Below are 15,578 nucleotides of genomic sequence, written 5' to 3'. Positions count from 1 at the left end.
GCCGGGGCAGCGCAGTCGGCGGCCGGCGCGGCCGCGCACCGGGCTGGCGCGCCCGCCGGTCAGCCCGCGGGGATCGACGCGCGCACGCGGCGATCGGCCACGCGGACCCGGCCGAGCAGGACGAGATGGATCGCGACCCCGATGATCGGCCCCGCGGCGAGCGCGACGGGGATCATCACGAGGATCGGGCCGGGCACGAGGAGGATCACGACGGTCGCGACCGAGGCGATCACCCAGCCGATCGCGTAGCCCGTGTGCAGCCCCCGGGCGAGCAGCGCCGGCCCCGACACGCACAGCGCGCCGATGCAGCCGGCCGCGAGCACGAGCGTCGCGAGCAGCGCGGCGGGGAGCGCGAAGTCGGGCCCCACGAACACGTCGAGCGCCCACTCCCCCGCGAGCCACACGATCGCGGCGATCACGACCGCACCCGCGACGACGATGCCGAGCCACGTGACGAGGAGTCGTCGCTCCTCGCCGCGCCGGAGCGTGAACGCCGTGACGAGATAGCTCTGCAGCGCCATCAGAGGCACGAGCAGGGGGGCCCTGGTGAGCGTGATCGCGAAGATCAGGGCGCCGAGCAGGGCCGCGTCGAGATCGCGCGCGATGAGCGAGAGCACGAGCGGGAAGCCGTTGATGAGCACGGCTGTCGCGGATGCGGCGACGACCGTCTGCGCCGAGTTCGCGGTGAGCCGTCGATACGAGAGCCCCACCCGCCCCATCCGCACGAACCGGCGCCCGCCGATCAGGAAGAGCCCGCCGACCACGAGCACGTACGGGGCGACGACCGCCCAGGCGAGCGGGGCGGGATCGGCGAGCGTGACGAGGACGATGCCGACGCACGCGAGCCGCAGCAGCCCGTCGGCGGCGATCACGAGGCCGAGCACCCGCCAGCGCTGGCGACCCGCAAGCACGCCGCTCGCGACCGCGACGATCGCGCTCAGGCCCGAGCCGATCGCGACCTGGACGGCGAGCACCGCGTGCTCGCCGAGTGACGGCGGCGCCCAGGCGAGCGCGGTCGCGAGGAGCACGACCAGCACGAGGGCGCCCGCGCCGGCCGCGAAGACCCAGAGCGAGCTGCGCGGCCCGCGCTCGGTCACGGGCTTGCCGGCGACCACGACCCGCGTCGCCTCCTGCTGGAGACCGAACAGCACGCCGACCACGAGGAACAGGGCCGACCAGAAGACGCCGAAGACGGCGTACTCCGCGGCCCCGATCGTCCGCGCGGTGAGCCACATCACGAGGTAGCCGGCGAGCCCCGTGACGATCGTGCCGCCGAGCATCCACAGCACGGACTGCCGTGCCTCCGCGGCCGGTTCCGGTTGCCCCACGACCACGGTCGGCCGTCCCTTCGGTTGATACACTGTCGGACAGCTTACGCGTCGGCCGACGCCCCGACGGCGATCCCCCTGGAGCACCACGTGACCGATTCCGCCGCGCCCCGCGACGGCGAGCCGATCTTCCTCGACCTCGTCATGCCGTTCTGGGGCGACCCAGCCCAGTTCCGTCTGGCCGTCGAGAGCGTGCTCGCACAGGACGCCGGCGGATGGCGGCTCACGATCATCGACGACGCCTATCCCGATCCGGCGCCGGGCGCCTGGGCGGCGAGCCTGGACGACCCGCGCGTGGTCGCGGTGCGCAGCCCCGAGAACCGCGGCGTCAACGGCAGCTTCCGCGAGGCGGTCCGGATCGCCGAGGCGCCCTACACCGTCATCGTGGGCTGCGACGACGTGCTGCTGCCCGGCTTCGTCCGGCGCATCCGCGAGCTCGCCGATGCCCACCCCCAGGCGTCGTACCTGCAGCCCGGCGTCGAGGTCATCGACGCGAGCGGCCGCGTGACGCGGCCGCTCGCGGACCGGGTGAAGGCCGCGCTGCGCCCCCGGCTCGACGGCTTCCCCCGCGAGCTCGCGGGCGAGGCGCTCGCGGCGAGCCTGCTGCGCGCGAACTGGACCTACTTCCCATCGATCGCGTGGCGCACGGACGCGCTCAAGCGCTTCGACTTCCGGCCCGACTACGAGGTCGTGCTCGACCTCGCGCTGCAGATCGAGATCGTGGAGTCGGGCGGCAGCATGGTGCTCGACGACGTGCCGGCGTTCCAGTACCGGAGGCACGCCGCGAGCGTCTCGTCGTGGCGTGCGGCCGAGGGCTCGCGCTTCGAGGAGGAACGACGCTACCTCTCCGAGGCCGCGGCCGGCATGCGGCGCCGCGGCTGGACGCGCGCCGCACGCGCCGCCGCGAACCGGGCCACGTCCCGGCTGAACGCCCTGTCGGTCCTGCCGCGCGCACTCCTCGCCCGGGATGGCGCGGGCACCCGCGCCCTCGTCCGCCATGGACTCGGCCGCTGAGGGCCCACGAGACTCGGAGCATAGAATCGTGAGCATGTCCGCCCTTCCCGCACGAACGCTCATCATCATGCCCGCGTTCAACGAGGAAGCCGCCATTCCGGCCGTCATCGCCGAAGTCACCCGGACGTTGCCCGACGTGGACGTCCTGGTCGTCAACGACGGCTCGGCCGATGCGACCTCGGAGCGCGCACGCAACGCCGGCGCCATCGTGCTCGACCTGCCGTTCAACCTCGGCGTCGGCGGGGCCATGCGGCTCGGCTTCCGGTACGCCGTCCGCAACGGGTACGACGCCGCGGTGCAGATCGACGCCGACGGCCAGCACGACCCGGCCAGCGTGCCCGAGCTGCTCGCCGCGCTGAGCGGCGCGGACGGCGGCGGCGGGGCGGACCTCGTGATCGGCGCCAGGTTCGCCGGCAAGGGCGACTACGAGGTGCGCGGGCCGCGCAAGTGGGCGATGCGCATGCTCGCCGCCGTGCTCAGCCGGACGGCGAAGACGAAACTGACCGACACGACCTCGGGTCTGAAGGCCATCAACCGGCGCACCATCGCCCTGTTCGCGCGTCACTACCCGGCCGAGTACCTCGGCGACACCATCGAGGCGCTCGTCATCGCCGCGCGATCGGGCCGGGTCGTGCGTCAGGTGCCGGTCACCATGCGCAAACGAGCCGGCGGCGTCCCGTCGCAGAATCCGTGGAAGTCGGCGGTCTACCTCGGCCGTGCCGTGCTCGCCCTCGGCTTCGCCCTGACGAGGCCGCCCGCGTTCGAGCCTCAGGAGACCGCAGCATGAGCACCACCGCGTACATCTTCGGCATCATCGCCGCGGTCCTCACCCTGACCGTCGTCGTGCAGATGCTGCGGCACCGTCGCCTGCGCGAGCGGCACGCGGTGTGGTGGCTCGGCGGCGGCCTCGTCGCCCTCGTGGTCGGCCTGTTCCCGGGACTGCTCGACTGGGCGGCGCGACTCATCGGCGTGAGCGAGCCGGTCAACCTCATCTTCTTCGTCAGCATCGCGATGCTCGTGCTCGTGTGCATCCAGCTGAGCTCGGAGCTGACCCGGCACGAGACCCAGATCCGCACCCTCGCCGAAGACGTCGCGATGCTCGACGAGCGCCTGACGTCGCTCGGGTCGCCGCCGCGGCCGGGCGTGGGCGACGCACCCGCGCGCGACGACAGCACCGCGCCGTAGCGGGGCGGGCGAGGGCGCGACGCTCGTCGTGCCCGGTCTCATCCGCGCTAGAACTCCACGAGGAGATCCGGGAACGAGTCTCGGGGCCCCTTGAGCATGAGCTCGAGTTCCTCTTGAAACGCCGTGAGCTGCGTGCCTGCCTCGTCCGCTGCATCCGCGTCGGACCAGCGTTGCGATGTGACGCGCTGCCGTACGTGGCCGAGCTCCTCGACACCGGTCTCGACGAACGCACGAAGCCTTCCTATCGACTTCGTGAGGAAGTCGTTCGCCCCCTGCGCTGTATCGAACTGGAAGACCCGCTGCATCGCGCCTGCCGCCTCGGTCTGGGCTTTCTGGAGCGCCCGCATCGCTGACTCGACGCCGGTGGTCAGTGATTCGCTGCGAAGGTCGGTGACGATCAGCGGAAGCGTTTCGAACTTCGCGTTCTTCAGAGATTCGTTCCAGCCGTTCATCACCCTCAGATTCTCGAGCAGGCCGTCGGCGGTCACCTCGGAAGCGCTCGTGAGCTTGGGAGGTGTCGAACTCCTGGCGGCTTTCAGGATGCCTACCGCCTCGTCTGCGTTGCCGCCCAGGCATGCGAGGTCCATGAGCTCCATGCAGGTCTTCGCGGCCTTGCCGACTCCGCGTTTCGCCAACGCTCCGACGACGCCGCCGACGCCCACGAGAAGGCTGGCCCCGAAGAACGCGTGCGACGCGGCCGTGAGGGCTTCGTCGTCGGTGAACTCCACCCTCGACAGCCCCTGTACGACCTGCACGCCGGTCACCACCATGTCGCCGAGGGCGACCCCGAACCCGATCGCGCCGAAGGCGGTGAACAGCACGCCTGGCGTCGTGATCATGAGTGCAGCGCCACCGAGGGCGACCAGGTATCCCACGGTCGTCAGGAAGGAGTTCGCCGTGTCCGACCGCTCCCAGCGGCCGCTGGGGTCGACCTTGGTGATGGGGTTGAGGCTGACGTAGGCGTACAGGTTCGCGAGGGGTGCATCGTCTTTCTCGAGGAACCTGGCCTGGACGGGATCGAAGGTGCGGGGGCCCAGGGCTTGGGTGCCGTCGCGGTAGGTGTACTCCCCGGAGTACTGGAACGGGTTGTATTCGAGCTCGCCGATTCCGGCCGGCGTCGGAATGCGTTGGTCGTCGCCGGTCACGTTCACCATCCCGTAGTCGGTGTAGCGGTACGACGTGGTCACTGCGCCGGTCTGATCGGTGAGGTCGGTGATGTTGCCGTGCCGGTCGGTTCCGTAATACGCGACGCTCACGTCGCCGCCGTGCGGGCGGACGCTGCGAGCCTGTCGGTTGGTGCCGACCAGATAGCTCGCGGTCCCGGATCCGGCTGCCGCGGTGTCGTGCCCGCGCCGGTCGACGACCGGATTCGGCCGAAGCCTCGACCCAGAACGCTCAGGGGGAGACGACGACCTCGAAGCCCGCGTCGGGACACGCCGCGCCGAGCTCGTCGTTCAGGGCCGGATCGACCGTGACGATGCGAACTCCCCCACCCCAGGTCACGATCGCCTCGCACAGCGAGGCGGCGTCGTCGGTGTCGAGCCAGTAGGCGAACGTGCGGATGGGGTCGTCGCTGTGCTGCGAGTGGGCCTGCAGCAGCCACGAGTTCAGGAACGCGTCCTCGGTGCGGTCCGCGCTGATGCGCGCCGCGATCGTCGGCTCGGCGTCCGCGAGGACGAAGAGCCGCTCGGCGACCACGGCACTCGCGTCGAACCGGTCGTCGGTGGCGATGGCGACCGCGGCCGGCACCCGGCGCACGCCGCCCATCGGCAGCGAGCCGGACGCGACCACGGCGATGACCGCGACCGCGGCGACGGCGCCGAGCGCCACACGCCGCGCCGACGTCGCACGCGCCGCGGCGGCCATGAGCATGCCGCCCAGCACCACGAAGAGCAGGACGCACACGAGCCACGCGAACTTCGCCGGGTAGTAGCCCCACCAGCCGAGCCCCTGGCCCAACCGCTGCAGGACCAGGTAGCCGCCGCCGAAGGCTGCGGCGACGAGCACGACGAGCGCGCCGATCGCCTGGTGCCTGAGGCCGGGAGGCGGCGTGCGCAGGAGGATGAGCAGCGTCGTCGCGAGCACCACGCCGGCGAGCGCGGTCACGTCGCGTGGTTCGACCGGGGGCGCGGCACCGTCGGCCGCGAGTGCGCCGCCGGTGGAACGCAGATCGGCGAGCGTCACGAAGACGACGTACACGACGAACGCTGCGGCCGCCACGCCCACCAGCGCCCATGATCCGCGTCGCGGGATCAGGGCGCGCCGGGCGGCCGCGAGGCCCGCGACCCCGAGCGCGAGCGGCACGACGACGAGCGGAGCCCAGGTCGCGAGCAGGAGCGTGGCCGCGACGAGGAGCCCCGCGCCCGAGAACATCGGCGAGCGCACCACATCGGACCAGCACACCCACGCGGCGAGCAGGACGAGCAGGGCGATGGGCGCGTTGAGGAAGCCGAGCTCGGCCGTGAAGCCGAGCACGTACCAGCCGAGCACGAACCCGCTCGCCGCGGTGCCCGCCACGGCCCGGAGCACGGCGTGCCGCGTCGGAACCGCGCGCGCCGCCACCAGCCCCGCGAGGACCGCGACGGCGAGCGTGACGAGCAGGACCAGCTGCGCCTCGCGCGTCACGTCATGCCTGAGCACCTGTTCGGCCGTGTCGCGACCGGGCAGCATCCAGACGGCCGCGAGCGCCGCAGTCGACGGCGCCGGGTTCGGATGCGCCGCGGGGTCGATGCCGCCGTCCGCGACGATGAACTGCGCGGCCATCGTGTTCCAGACCGCGTCGTTCGCGAGCATCCAGCCCACCCGCATCTCGGAGCCCCACCGCAGCGCCGCCAGCCAGTAGCCGAGTGTGATCGCGGGCAGCCCCAGCGCGGCGAGCAGCGTCGGGATGGAGTCCCGGGCGGGCGAACGGAGCTCGCCCCTGACCAGGGTGACGACGACCGTGACGACGCCCCCGACGCCCGCCAGCGCGACGCCCGCGGTCGTCGCCGCTCCGAAGTCGACGCCGAGCATGGGCGCGAGCCGCGAGATCAGCGTGTGCAGCCCGAGCAGCGTGAGCAGCGCACCCGCGAGTCCGAGCGCCCACGAGAAGCGCTGGGCGAAGGCGAACGTCAGTGCGGCGATCGCGGAGACCGCGAGCAGGGCGGGGCTCCAGCCGGCGCCGATCGCCACGACGCCAGCGGCGAGACCAGCGGTGAGGACGAAGGGGACGATGGCGTCGCTCCGGGTGCGGGCGCGCTCGGATGACATCCATTCCTCCGTTCCGTCGCGAATCGCATCATAGCGGGCCGTCGCTGAGACCCCGCCGCCGGGCCACCCGCTACAGTTGAACCGCTCGTTTCGAACGCCGAGAGGATTCCCTGCACACGATGTCCTCAGCATCCCCCATCGCCATCGACGAACCGGTGGTGGCGCGGCAGGCCGACCGGCGACGCTCGTCCCGGGTATTCCTGATCAGCTGGGCGCTCGCGTCCCTCGTCGGCATCATCTGGGCGCTCGCGACCCCGCTGGGCGGCTCGCCCGACGAACCTGCGCACCTCGTCAAGGCGGCTTCGGTCGCCCGAGGGCAGTTCGTCGGCGAACCCGCCGAGATCGGGCACGTCGTCCAGGTCCCGCGGTACATCGCCGACACCCACGAGGTCGCGTGTCTCGTGTTCGACATCAACGCGTCCGCCGACTGCTACGAGGACGCACCCGCCTCACCGGCCGAGCTCGTCGACGCGGGCACGACCGCCGGGCTCTACAACCCGCTGTACTATCTCGTCGTCGGCTGGCCGAGTCTCGTCTTCGACGACGCCACCGGCATCTACGCGATGCGGATCATGAACGCGTTGTTCACCGCACTCTTCCTGGGATTCGCGGTGCGCTTCGCGTTCGAACTCGGCCGGCGCAGCCTGACCGTCGCGGCGATCGGCGTCGCGTTCACGCCGACCCTGGCGTTCCTCAGCGGTGCGGTGAATCCCAACGCGGTCGAGGTCACCGCGACGATCGCCGCCTTCATGGCGATGCTCGCCGTCGTCCGCCGAAGGTCGGATGCACCGATCGGCGGCGCGCTCGCGATCGCTGCGGTCTCCGCCGCCGTCGGCGCCCAGATGCGCGGCCTCTCACCGGTCTGGATCGCACTCGCCCTCGCGCTTCCGCTCGTGCTCGTGCCGTGGGCGCGCCTCAAAGAGCTGCTCGCGCGACGCGTGGTCTGGGTCACGATCATCGCCGTCGTGGTCGCGGCCGCGCTCGCCGGGCTCTGGACCGTCGGTTCGAGCTCGCTGACCGGCGCGATCGACGCAGACTGGGAGATCCCGCCGTACCCGGGCACCGGCTCGAGCCCACTGACCGGCTTCGTGGTCATGCTCCTCAGCACCTTCGGCTACGGCATGCAGATGGTGGGCTCGTTCGGCTGGCTCGACACGCCCGCGCCCGATCCCGTCTACTTCGTCTGGGCCACGCTCACCGGGGCGATCGTGCTCGCCGGCATCGCCGTGCTGCGCGGGCGCCGGCTCGTGTTCGGCGGCCTGCTCACGCTCGCCCTGCTGCTGTTTCCGCCCATCTTCCAGGCTGCCTACGTCACCGCGGGCGGCTTCATCTGGCAGGGGCGGTACACGCTGCCCCTGTTCGGGATCGCCGTGGTCGGCATCGCCGTCGTGGTCGGCGATCGCCTGGCCGAGTCCTCCTTCGGCCAGCAGACGTCCGGGTCGGAGCGACGCCTCTTCGGCGCCGTGTGGCTGGCGTGGGCGCTCAGCCAGGCCTACTGCCTGCCGACGGCCCTCAAGCGCAGCGCGATCGGCGCCGACGGCAGCTGGGGGCAGCTGATCCGGTCGCCGGAATGGTCGGCGCCGGGCGGCAACCTCACGCTCATCGTCGCCTACGTCGTGCTGATCTTCGCGATCGCGTTCACCGCGTGGTGGGCGACGACCCGGCGTCCGCTCGCGGCGCGTCCGCTTCCGGAGGACCGGCCTCAGGACGAGGCGGTTCAGTCCGCGGGCTGAACCAGGTCGCGCACGATGTCCATCGTGCCCTGGCTGGCGTATCGGGCGTAGTCGCCCGAGGCCGCCCGCGCGAGCACCGGCACGATTCGCGGCGGCCGAGCCGTCGGCAGGTCGGCTCTGAACCGTTCGAATGCCGATTTCGCGCGCGCCGCGTCGAGCCTGGATGCGGACACCCCGAGCTGCTCGAGCCGGTCGGCGAGCACGGCCGATCGCGTCGCGAGATCGCGGTTGCGCGCGCCGCGCGGCTGGAGCACGCGGCGGACTTTCCGGCAGAGCGTCGGCGCGGCGACGCCGATCTGGTTGGCCCCGTGCTGACGGTACGCCGTCACGGGCCGGTCAAGGGGCACGACCGAGCCGGTGGCGGCCGCGACGATCGCCAGCCATTCGTCGTGCACCCACTCGGACGGAAACGGCAGGGCGCGCTCGAGGAGCGACCTGCGGAAGACGACGGTCGCGCCCGTGACGATGTTCCTGCGGAGCAGCGCCCCGAACGCGCCCGCACCCGCGATCTCGTAGAGCTCGGGCGCCCCGACCTCGAGGTGTTGGAACAGCGTGGCCCCGAGCGGCGACCCACCGGCATCGACGAGCTCGGCGTCCGCGAACAGCAACTCGGCTCCGGCCGATGCCGCGAGCCGATCGAGCTGAGCCGTGAGCCGCCCGGGAAGCCACTCGTCGTCCTGGTCGGACAGCGCGATGAACTCGCCGCGGCACGCGCGCACGGCGCGTTCGAAGTTCGCGGTCACGCCGTGGCCGCCCCCGGTGAGCACCCGGACTCGATCGGACCAGCCCGCACGCTCCACGGCCTCGCGCACCCGATCGAGCGTGTCGTCGGTCGACCCGTCGTCGGCGACCACGAGCTCGCTGACGACGTCGCCCTGCGCGAAGATGCTCTCGAGCTGGGCGGCGATGTAGCGCGCACCGTTGAACGTGCAGAGCGCCACCGAGACCGATCCGTGCGAGGTCGCGACCTGCCCCGTCGCCGGTTCGCTCACGCCGCGCCCGTCACAGTATCGGCGGCACCGGTCTCACCTGGCCATCGGGCGACGACCACGAACTCGTTGTACGTGAAGACCTGACCGAAGACGCGCGGCAGCGGGAACGACAGCGCACGCTCGACCTCCGCGCCGAGCCGGCGGGCGCGGACACGGAGCCCGTCCAGATCGATGTACGTCACATGCGTGGCATCGGATCGGTACCCGCGCGGTTGCGGCGTGATGAAGCAGAGCCGCCCGCCGTCCTTCAGGAACGGCAGATAGGCACGGACGAGATCGAGACCATCCGCATCGGGGAGGTGCTCGAGCACATGCGCGAAGAGCAGGGTGTCGAAACTCTTCGGCTCGGCCACCCCACCCGAGAAGAACTCGTCGGAGGTGTACGCGGTGAGGCCGCGTTCGCGGGCGATGCGGATCGACTCGGCATTGTGGTCGACGCCGACCGATCCGGCGTCCAGACTCACCAGGTTGCGGCCGAGTCCGCAGCCGACGTCGAGCACGCGGCCCAGCCGGAACCGGCGCAGGTTCCATCGATACGGCGCCTGCACGTCGATCAAGCGCCGGATCCCGCGTCGCTCGAGCGTGGCCAGCCGATCGGCGTACGCCCGCTTCGCGGTCGGCGACTCGTCCGATGCTCCGGCGGGTTCGGGTTTGCTCATCACCTCACCACAGTAGCCCGCCGACGCCCCACCGTCGGCGCGGGCGCCCCCGGCTCCCACGGGACCGCAGGAGCCGGGACGACCGATGCCCGCCGACGACTACGAGGTCGCCGTCGCGCACCTGATCAGCTTGTTCTCACCCGGCCCGACATTGATCGCGAACACGCAGACCTCATGGGTTCCGGGCGATGTCCTGAGCGGCACGCTGTAGCCGTGCCGGTCGCCGTACGCGGGGTGGACGCGCGCGACGTCCGGGCGCGAGCGGTCGGCCAGGTAGGCACCGCCCCAGCCGCCGTCGATGTAGACGTGGATCTCGATCGGGTTGGTCGTGTCGGGGTCGATCGTCCAGCCCGAGATGTTGATCGTCCCGGGTGCGCCCACCGCGGTGTCGAGGCTGCCGAACGGTGCGCCGCTGGCGCGCGTCACAGAGCGGCACGCGAGCAACGGATTGGCGCTGCCGCGGACGTCGATGGCGTAGAGACACACCTGGCTCGTTCCGGCGGGGATCGGCACGTTGATCGCGAGGCCGTGATTCGCACCGTAGCCCGGGTACGCGGCCCCGACGTCGGGCCGGTTCGCGTTCGCCACGTACCGGCCGCCCCAGCCGCCGTTCACGTAGGCGTGCACCTCGATCGGGTCCGGCGTGTCCGGGTCGATCGTCCAGCCGCTCACGCGCGCGGTCGAGCCGGACGCGGTCACGGATTCGATGTTGCCGAACGGCGCCCCCGTGGCGTTCGAGACGGTGCGACAGCCGATCAGCTTGTTCTGGCCGCCGCCCTGGTTGATGCCGAACAGACAGATCTCGCTGGTGCCGACGGGCACGCCGATGTTCATGCGGAATCCGTGCGCGTTCCCGTATCCGGGGTACGCGCGCCCGACGTCGGCGCGTGCGAGGTCGGCCCGGTACGAGCCGCCCCAGCCGCCGTTCACGTAGGCGTGGATCTCGATCGACGCCGGAGTGTCGGGGTCGAGCGCCCAGCCGGTCACCGTCGCCGTGCGGTCGACGAGCGTGGCGGCCTCGAAGTTGCCGATCGGCGGACCCTGCGGGGTCGAGATGGTCTTGCAGCCGAGCAGCTTGTTTCCGCCGGCACCGACGTTGTACGCGAAGATGCAGGCCTCGAACGTGCCCTGCCTGATGGGGACGGTGAACGAGAAGCCGTGGTTCGGACCGAACTGCGGGTGCACGCTGCCGACGTCGGCGCGCGCCTTGTCCGCGCGGAACGCACCGCCCCATCCGCCACTGAGGTAAAGGTGGACGTCGATCGGATCCTTGGTGTTCGGGTCGATCGCCCATCCGTGGAACGTCGCGGAGTTGATCGTCGTGCTGGCGAGCTCGAAGTTGCCGAACGGATCGTTCGGCGGAAGGGCGCTTCCCGGGAACCAGGTGTTGTAGAACACCCAGAAGTTGCGGTTGCCGTACGCGCTGCAGCTGTCGCCCGTGCCGCCGATGTTCGCGAGCGCGGCGGCGTTCGGCGTGTAGGGCGTGTAGTAGTAGAGCGCCGCGGTCGCGCGGTTCTTGATGTGCACGCCCTTCGTGCCGCACGCCGCGTTCGGGTGGTACCGGATCTGGTTGACCTGTCCGACCTTGATCGACGTGAACGAGCCCGCCGGGTTGGTGTACCAGGTCAGCTGGCGCCCGGCCGCGAAAATCTGGTTGAAGAAGCCGTAGTAGGTCGAGTCGCACGCCGAGGTGTCGGGGCATCCGTACCCCATGGCCTTCCGCATGACGCCGTCGGACGGCGCACGGTTCGAGACGAGGCTCTGCTCCTTCTGGAGCGTGACCAGGATCACCCGGGCGCTGAGGCCGCACGCCTGCTGGACCTTGAAGATGATCCGCGCGGCGGATTCGGCCGCGCCGCCGTGGTAGGTGGAGCACGTCCCGAACGACCAGGTGCGGGTCGGGGTGTCGGCCCGGTAGGCCGCGAGGCAGTTGCTGTTGTCGCATCGACCGCCGACGGCGTTCTCGAGGAATCGCTGGATCTCGGCCTCGGACATCGCCGAGCCGTTGTAGAACTCCGCGTCGCTGATGATCTGCCCGGGATCGAAGTCGGCACCGCTCAACGCCTGCGCGGGCTCGGCGTCCGGCGAGGCGACAGGGGCGAGCACCGCGAGCACGCTCGCGAGCAGCACGCCGATGACCAGCGCGGCCACATGGCGCGACGAGCGCGGATGCCGCGACGAGCGCGGGTGGCGTGACGAGCGCGTGCGTTGCATAGATCTACCCCGACCGGGCCTGGGCCCGTCCCCTCGATGTGGTGCGCAGCCGAACGAGATGCGCGCGTCACCAACGTAGCGGAGAACTCCCGCCGGGAGGTTTCCCGGCCGTCGCGTGTCGTCGGGCCGGCTGGCGCGGCGCTCCGCCGGGTTCGGCGGAGCCCAGACTCAACGGGCCGCGGACTCGGCGGCCCCGCGGCTCAGCGGGCCTCGGGATCGCAGAGGTAGCCGTACACCTCGCTGAGCGCCGTGTCCCAGCTCGAGTGCCCGGTGTCGATCGTCTCCAGCGCACCGGCCGCGAGCCGCTTGCGCAGCGCCTGGTCGCGCACGAGCGTATCGAGCTGCTCGACGATGTCCTCGTAGGTGCGCATCGCGAGCTTCGAGTTCTCGCCGTCGCGGAACAGCCATTCGAACCAGGTGCTGTCGGGGGCGACCATCGGGACCCCGCAGGCCATGAGCTCGAGCGGCAGATACGACGGATGACGCGAGATCTGCAGCGTGAGGCCGATGTCGGTCTCGCGGTACACGGCCCCGGTGGCCCGGTAGTCGAGCAGCCCGAGGTCGATGAAGTCGGCGGTCTGCGGGAGGTACCGCGCGCCGGCCGCGACGATCCGGACGCCGTCGCCGTGGATCCGCTTGATCTCGCGGAGCGCGGCGTACGCGAGCTCCCAGCAGTTGCGGAAGTGGTCTCGCGCGTACGCGAAGATCGTGACCGGCTCGTCCTCGGACTTCGTGCGGCGACCCTCGGCGTGGTAGATCGACCGGTCGACCGCGGGCGAGAAATACATCGCCTTCCCGCCGTAGTGACCGGTGTAGATGTCGTACATGCTCTTGGTGTTGCAGATCGCGTAGAGCCCGAGACGATAGGTCTCCTCGGCCATCGCGTAGAGCGTGCTCGCCGGGTAGAAGCCGGGCTCGTAGTCCTGCATCAGGTAGAACTTGCGCCGGACTCCCGGCGCCTTGGCGACGTGGTCGGCCGTCAGCCAGAGCGTCGCGACCGCGGCGTCGGCCGGTGGCAGCGTGGCGATGCTCTCATCGGTGCCGTTGTAGAAGTGGATGTCGACGTCGTCGAGCCCCGGGAACGCGGCCACGAGCGCCGAACGGAAGAAGAGCTCGTTCGGCGCCGCGAGGAACACGAACCGGTTGCGCACGCCGTGTTCGACGGCGAGCTTCTCGGCGATGCGGAACGCGGTGTTCAGCCCGCCGAAGAACGGCATGTCGATGTCGGGAATGAACCAGTTGATGGTCTGCACCTCGGCGAACCCGTCGACGGCGGCGTGCGCCGCGTGCACCTGCTCGACGGCCGCGCGCGAGACCGAGGCCTGGTGGACCAGCCCCGTCGCCTCCTCGGAGATCGACGAGCCCTGCTTGACCTTCATGAACGAACGCCCGAGCACCTCGAGTGCGAGCTTCACCGGGTCCTCGTCCCGCGGGCTGCGGAACCGCGGGACGGCGGTGAGTCGTGAGACGTTGGGCGAGACGTACGGGTCGCCCGCCGCGAGCCAGGGGTGATACCTCCAGTAGCTCGCGTAGAAGTCCTCGGGCGGGACGGAGGTGCCTCGGGTGATCGACTCGTAGTGGCGCACGAGATCGAAGGGGATGACCGCGTTGCGCCGGCCGCGCAGGATCTGGTCGAGCCCGAGCACGACATCGCTCCCGGTGAGGATGAAGCGCTCGTCGAGCCCGCCGACGTCCTCGAAGTCCGACCGGCGGATCGCGACGCACGCGCCGGTCACGGCGAGGGAGTTGCGGTACCAGTCGGTCGGCCCGATCAGGGTCTCCGAGTGCGGCGGCAGGCCGGTGAACAGGTTGTCGGCGAAGCCGCCCGGTCCGAGCATGACGCCGCCGTGCTGGATGAGGCCCTCGCCCTGGCGCAGCTGGAGGCCGACCGTGCCGACCCCGTCGCGCAGGAGCAGACCGACCATCTCGCGCAACCACGCGGGGTCGACGATCTCGGTGTCGTCGTTGAGCATGACCAGGATCTCGCCCGTGCTCGCCCGCGCGGCGGTGTTGTTCACCCGGTTGTAGTTGAACGGTTCCTCGGTCCACCAAATGACCTTGAGAGCGAGCCCCTCATCGCTGTCGGCGTACCACGCGTCGCGCTCGTCGGACTGGCCCCCGTTGTCGATGACGGTGACGTCGAACGCCGGGTAGTCGGTGCGCGCGAGCGAGGGCAGCAGCCGCGAGAGGTTCGCCCGGCCGTGCCGGGTCGGGATCACGATCGAGACCGTGGGCCAGGTCTCGCGCTGGAAGCGGACCCGGACGACGCCGCGCTCGACGCTCACCTCGGCGGGCTCGCCGCGCGCCGCGAGGACCTCGCGGACCATGTCGGCGTCGAGATGGGATGCTCCGGCAGGCCTCGCGACCTCGGTCAGCAGCACGTGGGGCAGCCGGCCGACGGTGCGCGCCGAGAGCTCGGCGGACAGGAGCATCCGCCAGATGCCGCGATCGTCGAGGTGACCGCCCACGCGACGCGCGAGCGACGTGCGCACCGCGAACGCGCGCCCCAGGTAGTTGGCCCCGAGCAGCGTCTCGGGCGACCACTCGGGCCGGAAGAGCGGATCGGTCGGCCCGTTGCGGCCCGCCAGGTCGGAGTCGAAGCCGATGACGTCGAGTGCCGGGTCGACCCGGTGCTCGTGTGCGATCTCTTGCAAGGCGGTCGGCGCGAGCAGGTCGCCCGCGCGCAGGAAGAGCGTGAGGTCGGTCTTGACCGGGGCGAGGGCTTCGGCGAGGTCGCAGCCCGACCCGATCTCGAGGATCTTCGGCGCCCGCCCGGACTGCGCGAGCAGCGACCGCCGCGTGGCGGCGAGCGCCCCGGGTGCGTCGGTCGGTGAGGTCTCCACGACGACGGCGAACGAGGTCTCGAGGTCGACCTCGGCCACGGTGCGGTCGTTCTGGCTCGCCCGCCACTGGCTGTAGGTGTCGAGGCCCACGCGCTCGGGCTTCGGGGCGTTGCGCTCGAGCAGCGCGGCGAACTCCTGCCTGCCGACACGCAGACCGTGCCGACTTGCCGAGATCACTCGGCGGGGCGGGGAACCGGCTGGAAGGAGTCGTCGGGCTGCCTGCCCCAGGACCGACTTGACGGATCTCACCCGGTGAGTCTAGCCCAGCGGCCATCGCGGCAAGCTCTCGGGAGGCGTGCGGTATCCTCGACAGGCGCATCAGCGCCGACCCTCAGTTTTCCACTTTTCTGGAGGATTCTCC

At 71.1% G+C, this 15,578-nt stretch carries 11 protein-coding genes; 4 read left to right on the top strand and 7 right to left on the bottom strand.

Translation table 11 applies throughout. The features are described from left to right. Window positions 1-59: 59 nt before the first annotated feature. Entirely contained in the window at window positions 60-1,361 is a 1,302-nt protein-coding gene (locus tag RH864_RS11115) for a lipopolysaccharide biosynthesis protein (protein WP_310517618.1), read from the bottom strand. A gap of 57 nt (window positions 1,362-1,418) precedes the next feature. Here RH864_RS11115 and RH864_RS11110 point away from each other — a divergent pair, with 57 nt between their 5' ends. From RH864_RS11110 to RH864_RS11100, 3 genes are read left to right on the top strand one after another with little or no spacing between them, the layout of a single operon-like run. Beyond that, the gene (locus RH864_RS11110; protein WP_310517617.1) at window positions 1,419-2,342 is read left to right on the top strand and encodes a glycosyltransferase family 2 protein; all 924 of its coding nucleotides are present in this window, start codon (window positions 1,419-1,421) and stop codon (window positions 2,340-2,342) included. A 34-nt stretch (window positions 2,343-2,376) separates the two neighbouring features. Then, window positions 2,377-3,129 (top strand): glycosyltransferase family 2 protein, encoded by a 753-nt coding sequence (locus RH864_RS11105; protein WP_310517616.1) that lies wholly within the window; start codon window positions 2,377-2,379, stop codon window positions 3,127-3,129. Next, window positions 3,126-3,527: a DUF2304 domain-containing protein gene (locus RH864_RS11100; RefSeq protein ID WP_310517615.1), complete on the top strand. Its 402-nt coding sequence runs from the start codon at window positions 3,126-3,128 to the stop codon at window positions 3,525-3,527. Before RH864_RS11105 ends, RH864_RS11100 begins: the two co-directional genes overlap by 4 nt. 47 nt (window positions 3,528-3,574) lie before the next feature. On the opposite strand, the gene RH864_RS11095 is transcribed toward RH864_RS11100, so the two are convergent. Both RH864_RS11095 and RH864_RS11090 read right to left on the bottom strand, forming a co-directional pair. Further along, window positions 3,575-4,714: an RHS repeat-associated core domain-containing protein gene (locus tag RH864_RS11095; RefSeq protein ID WP_310517651.1), complete on the bottom strand. Its 1,140-nt coding sequence runs from the start codon at window positions 4,712-4,714 to the stop codon at window positions 3,575-3,577. 208 nt (window positions 4,715-4,922) lie between these two features. Further along, a complete protein-coding gene (locus tag RH864_RS11090; protein WP_310517614.1) occupies window positions 4,923-6,776 on the bottom strand; it encodes a hypothetical protein in 1,854 nt (617 codons plus the stop codon). Between the two features lie 119 nt (window positions 6,777-6,895). Between RH864_RS11090 and RH864_RS11085 the strand changes: the two genes are divergently transcribed. Then, on the top strand, window positions 6,896-8,509 hold the full coding sequence (locus tag RH864_RS11085; RefSeq protein WP_310517613.1) for a DUF2142 domain-containing protein: 1,614 nt from the start codon (window positions 6,896-6,898) through the stop codon (window positions 8,507-8,509). On the opposite strand, the gene RH864_RS11080 is transcribed toward RH864_RS11085, so the two are convergent. The 4 genes from RH864_RS11080 to RH864_RS11065 all read right to left on the bottom strand — a co-directional run bounded on the left by RH864_RS11080 (window position 8,494) and on the right by RH864_RS11065 (window position 15,466). Then, complete coding sequence (locus tag RH864_RS11080) at window positions 8,494-9,501, bottom strand: glycosyltransferase family 2 protein (protein ID WP_310517612.1); 1,008 nt, start codon at window positions 9,499-9,501, stop codon at window positions 8,494-8,496. The genes RH864_RS11085 and RH864_RS11080 overlap by 16 nt on opposite strands. Next, window positions 9,498-10,160 (bottom strand): class I SAM-dependent methyltransferase, encoded by a 663-nt coding sequence (locus RH864_RS11075; protein WP_310517611.1) that lies wholly within the window; start codon window positions 10,158-10,160, stop codon window positions 9,498-9,500. The genes RH864_RS11080 and RH864_RS11075 overlap by 4 nt, the downstream gene beginning before the upstream one ends. A gap of 99 nt (window positions 10,161-10,259) precedes the next feature. Next, complete coding sequence (locus RH864_RS11070) at window positions 10,260-12,374, bottom strand: hypothetical protein (protein ID WP_310517610.1); 2,115 nt, start codon at window positions 12,372-12,374, stop codon at window positions 10,260-10,262. Window positions 12,375-12,574: 200 nt separating this feature from the next. Continuing rightward, a complete protein-coding gene (locus RH864_RS11065; protein WP_310517609.1) occupies window positions 12,575-15,466 on the bottom strand; it encodes a rhamnosyltransferase WsaF family glycosyltransferase in 2,892 nt (963 codons plus the stop codon). Window positions 15,467-15,578 lie beyond the last annotated feature (112 nt).

Origin of the sequence: Agromyces aerolatus (assembly GCF_031432255.1) — a bacterium.
Taxonomy (GTDB): Bacteria; Actinomycetota; Actinomycetes; order Actinomycetales; family Microbacteriaceae; genus Agromyces.
This window is presented reverse-complemented; position numbering and strand designations above follow the sequence as displayed.

Bases quoted from the DNA above. Each gene is read 5' to 3' on its own strand.
- RH864_RS11105 (WP_310517616.1), top strand. From the start codon at position 2,377: ATGTCCGCCCTTCCCGCACGAACGCTCATCATCATGCCCGCGTTCAAC.
- RH864_RS11100 (WP_310517615.1), top strand. From the start codon at position 3,126: ATGAGCACCACCGCGTACATCTTCGGCATCATCGCCGCGGTCCTCACC.
- RH864_RS11090 (WP_310517614.1), bottom strand. From the start codon at position 6,776: ATGTCATCCGAGCGCGCCCGCACCCGGAGCGACGCCATCGTCCCCTTC.
- RH864_RS11085 (WP_310517613.1), top strand. From the start codon at position 6,896: ATGTCCTCAGCATCCCCCATCGCCATCGACGAACCGGTGGTGGCGCGG.
- RH864_RS11075 (WP_310517611.1), bottom strand. From the start codon at position 10,160: ATGAGCAAACCCGAACCCGCCGGAGCATCGGACGAGTCGCCGACCGCG.
- RH864_RS11070 (WP_310517610.1), bottom strand. From the start codon at position 12,374: ATGCAACGCACGCGCTCGTCACGCCACCCGCGCTCGTCGCGGCATCCG.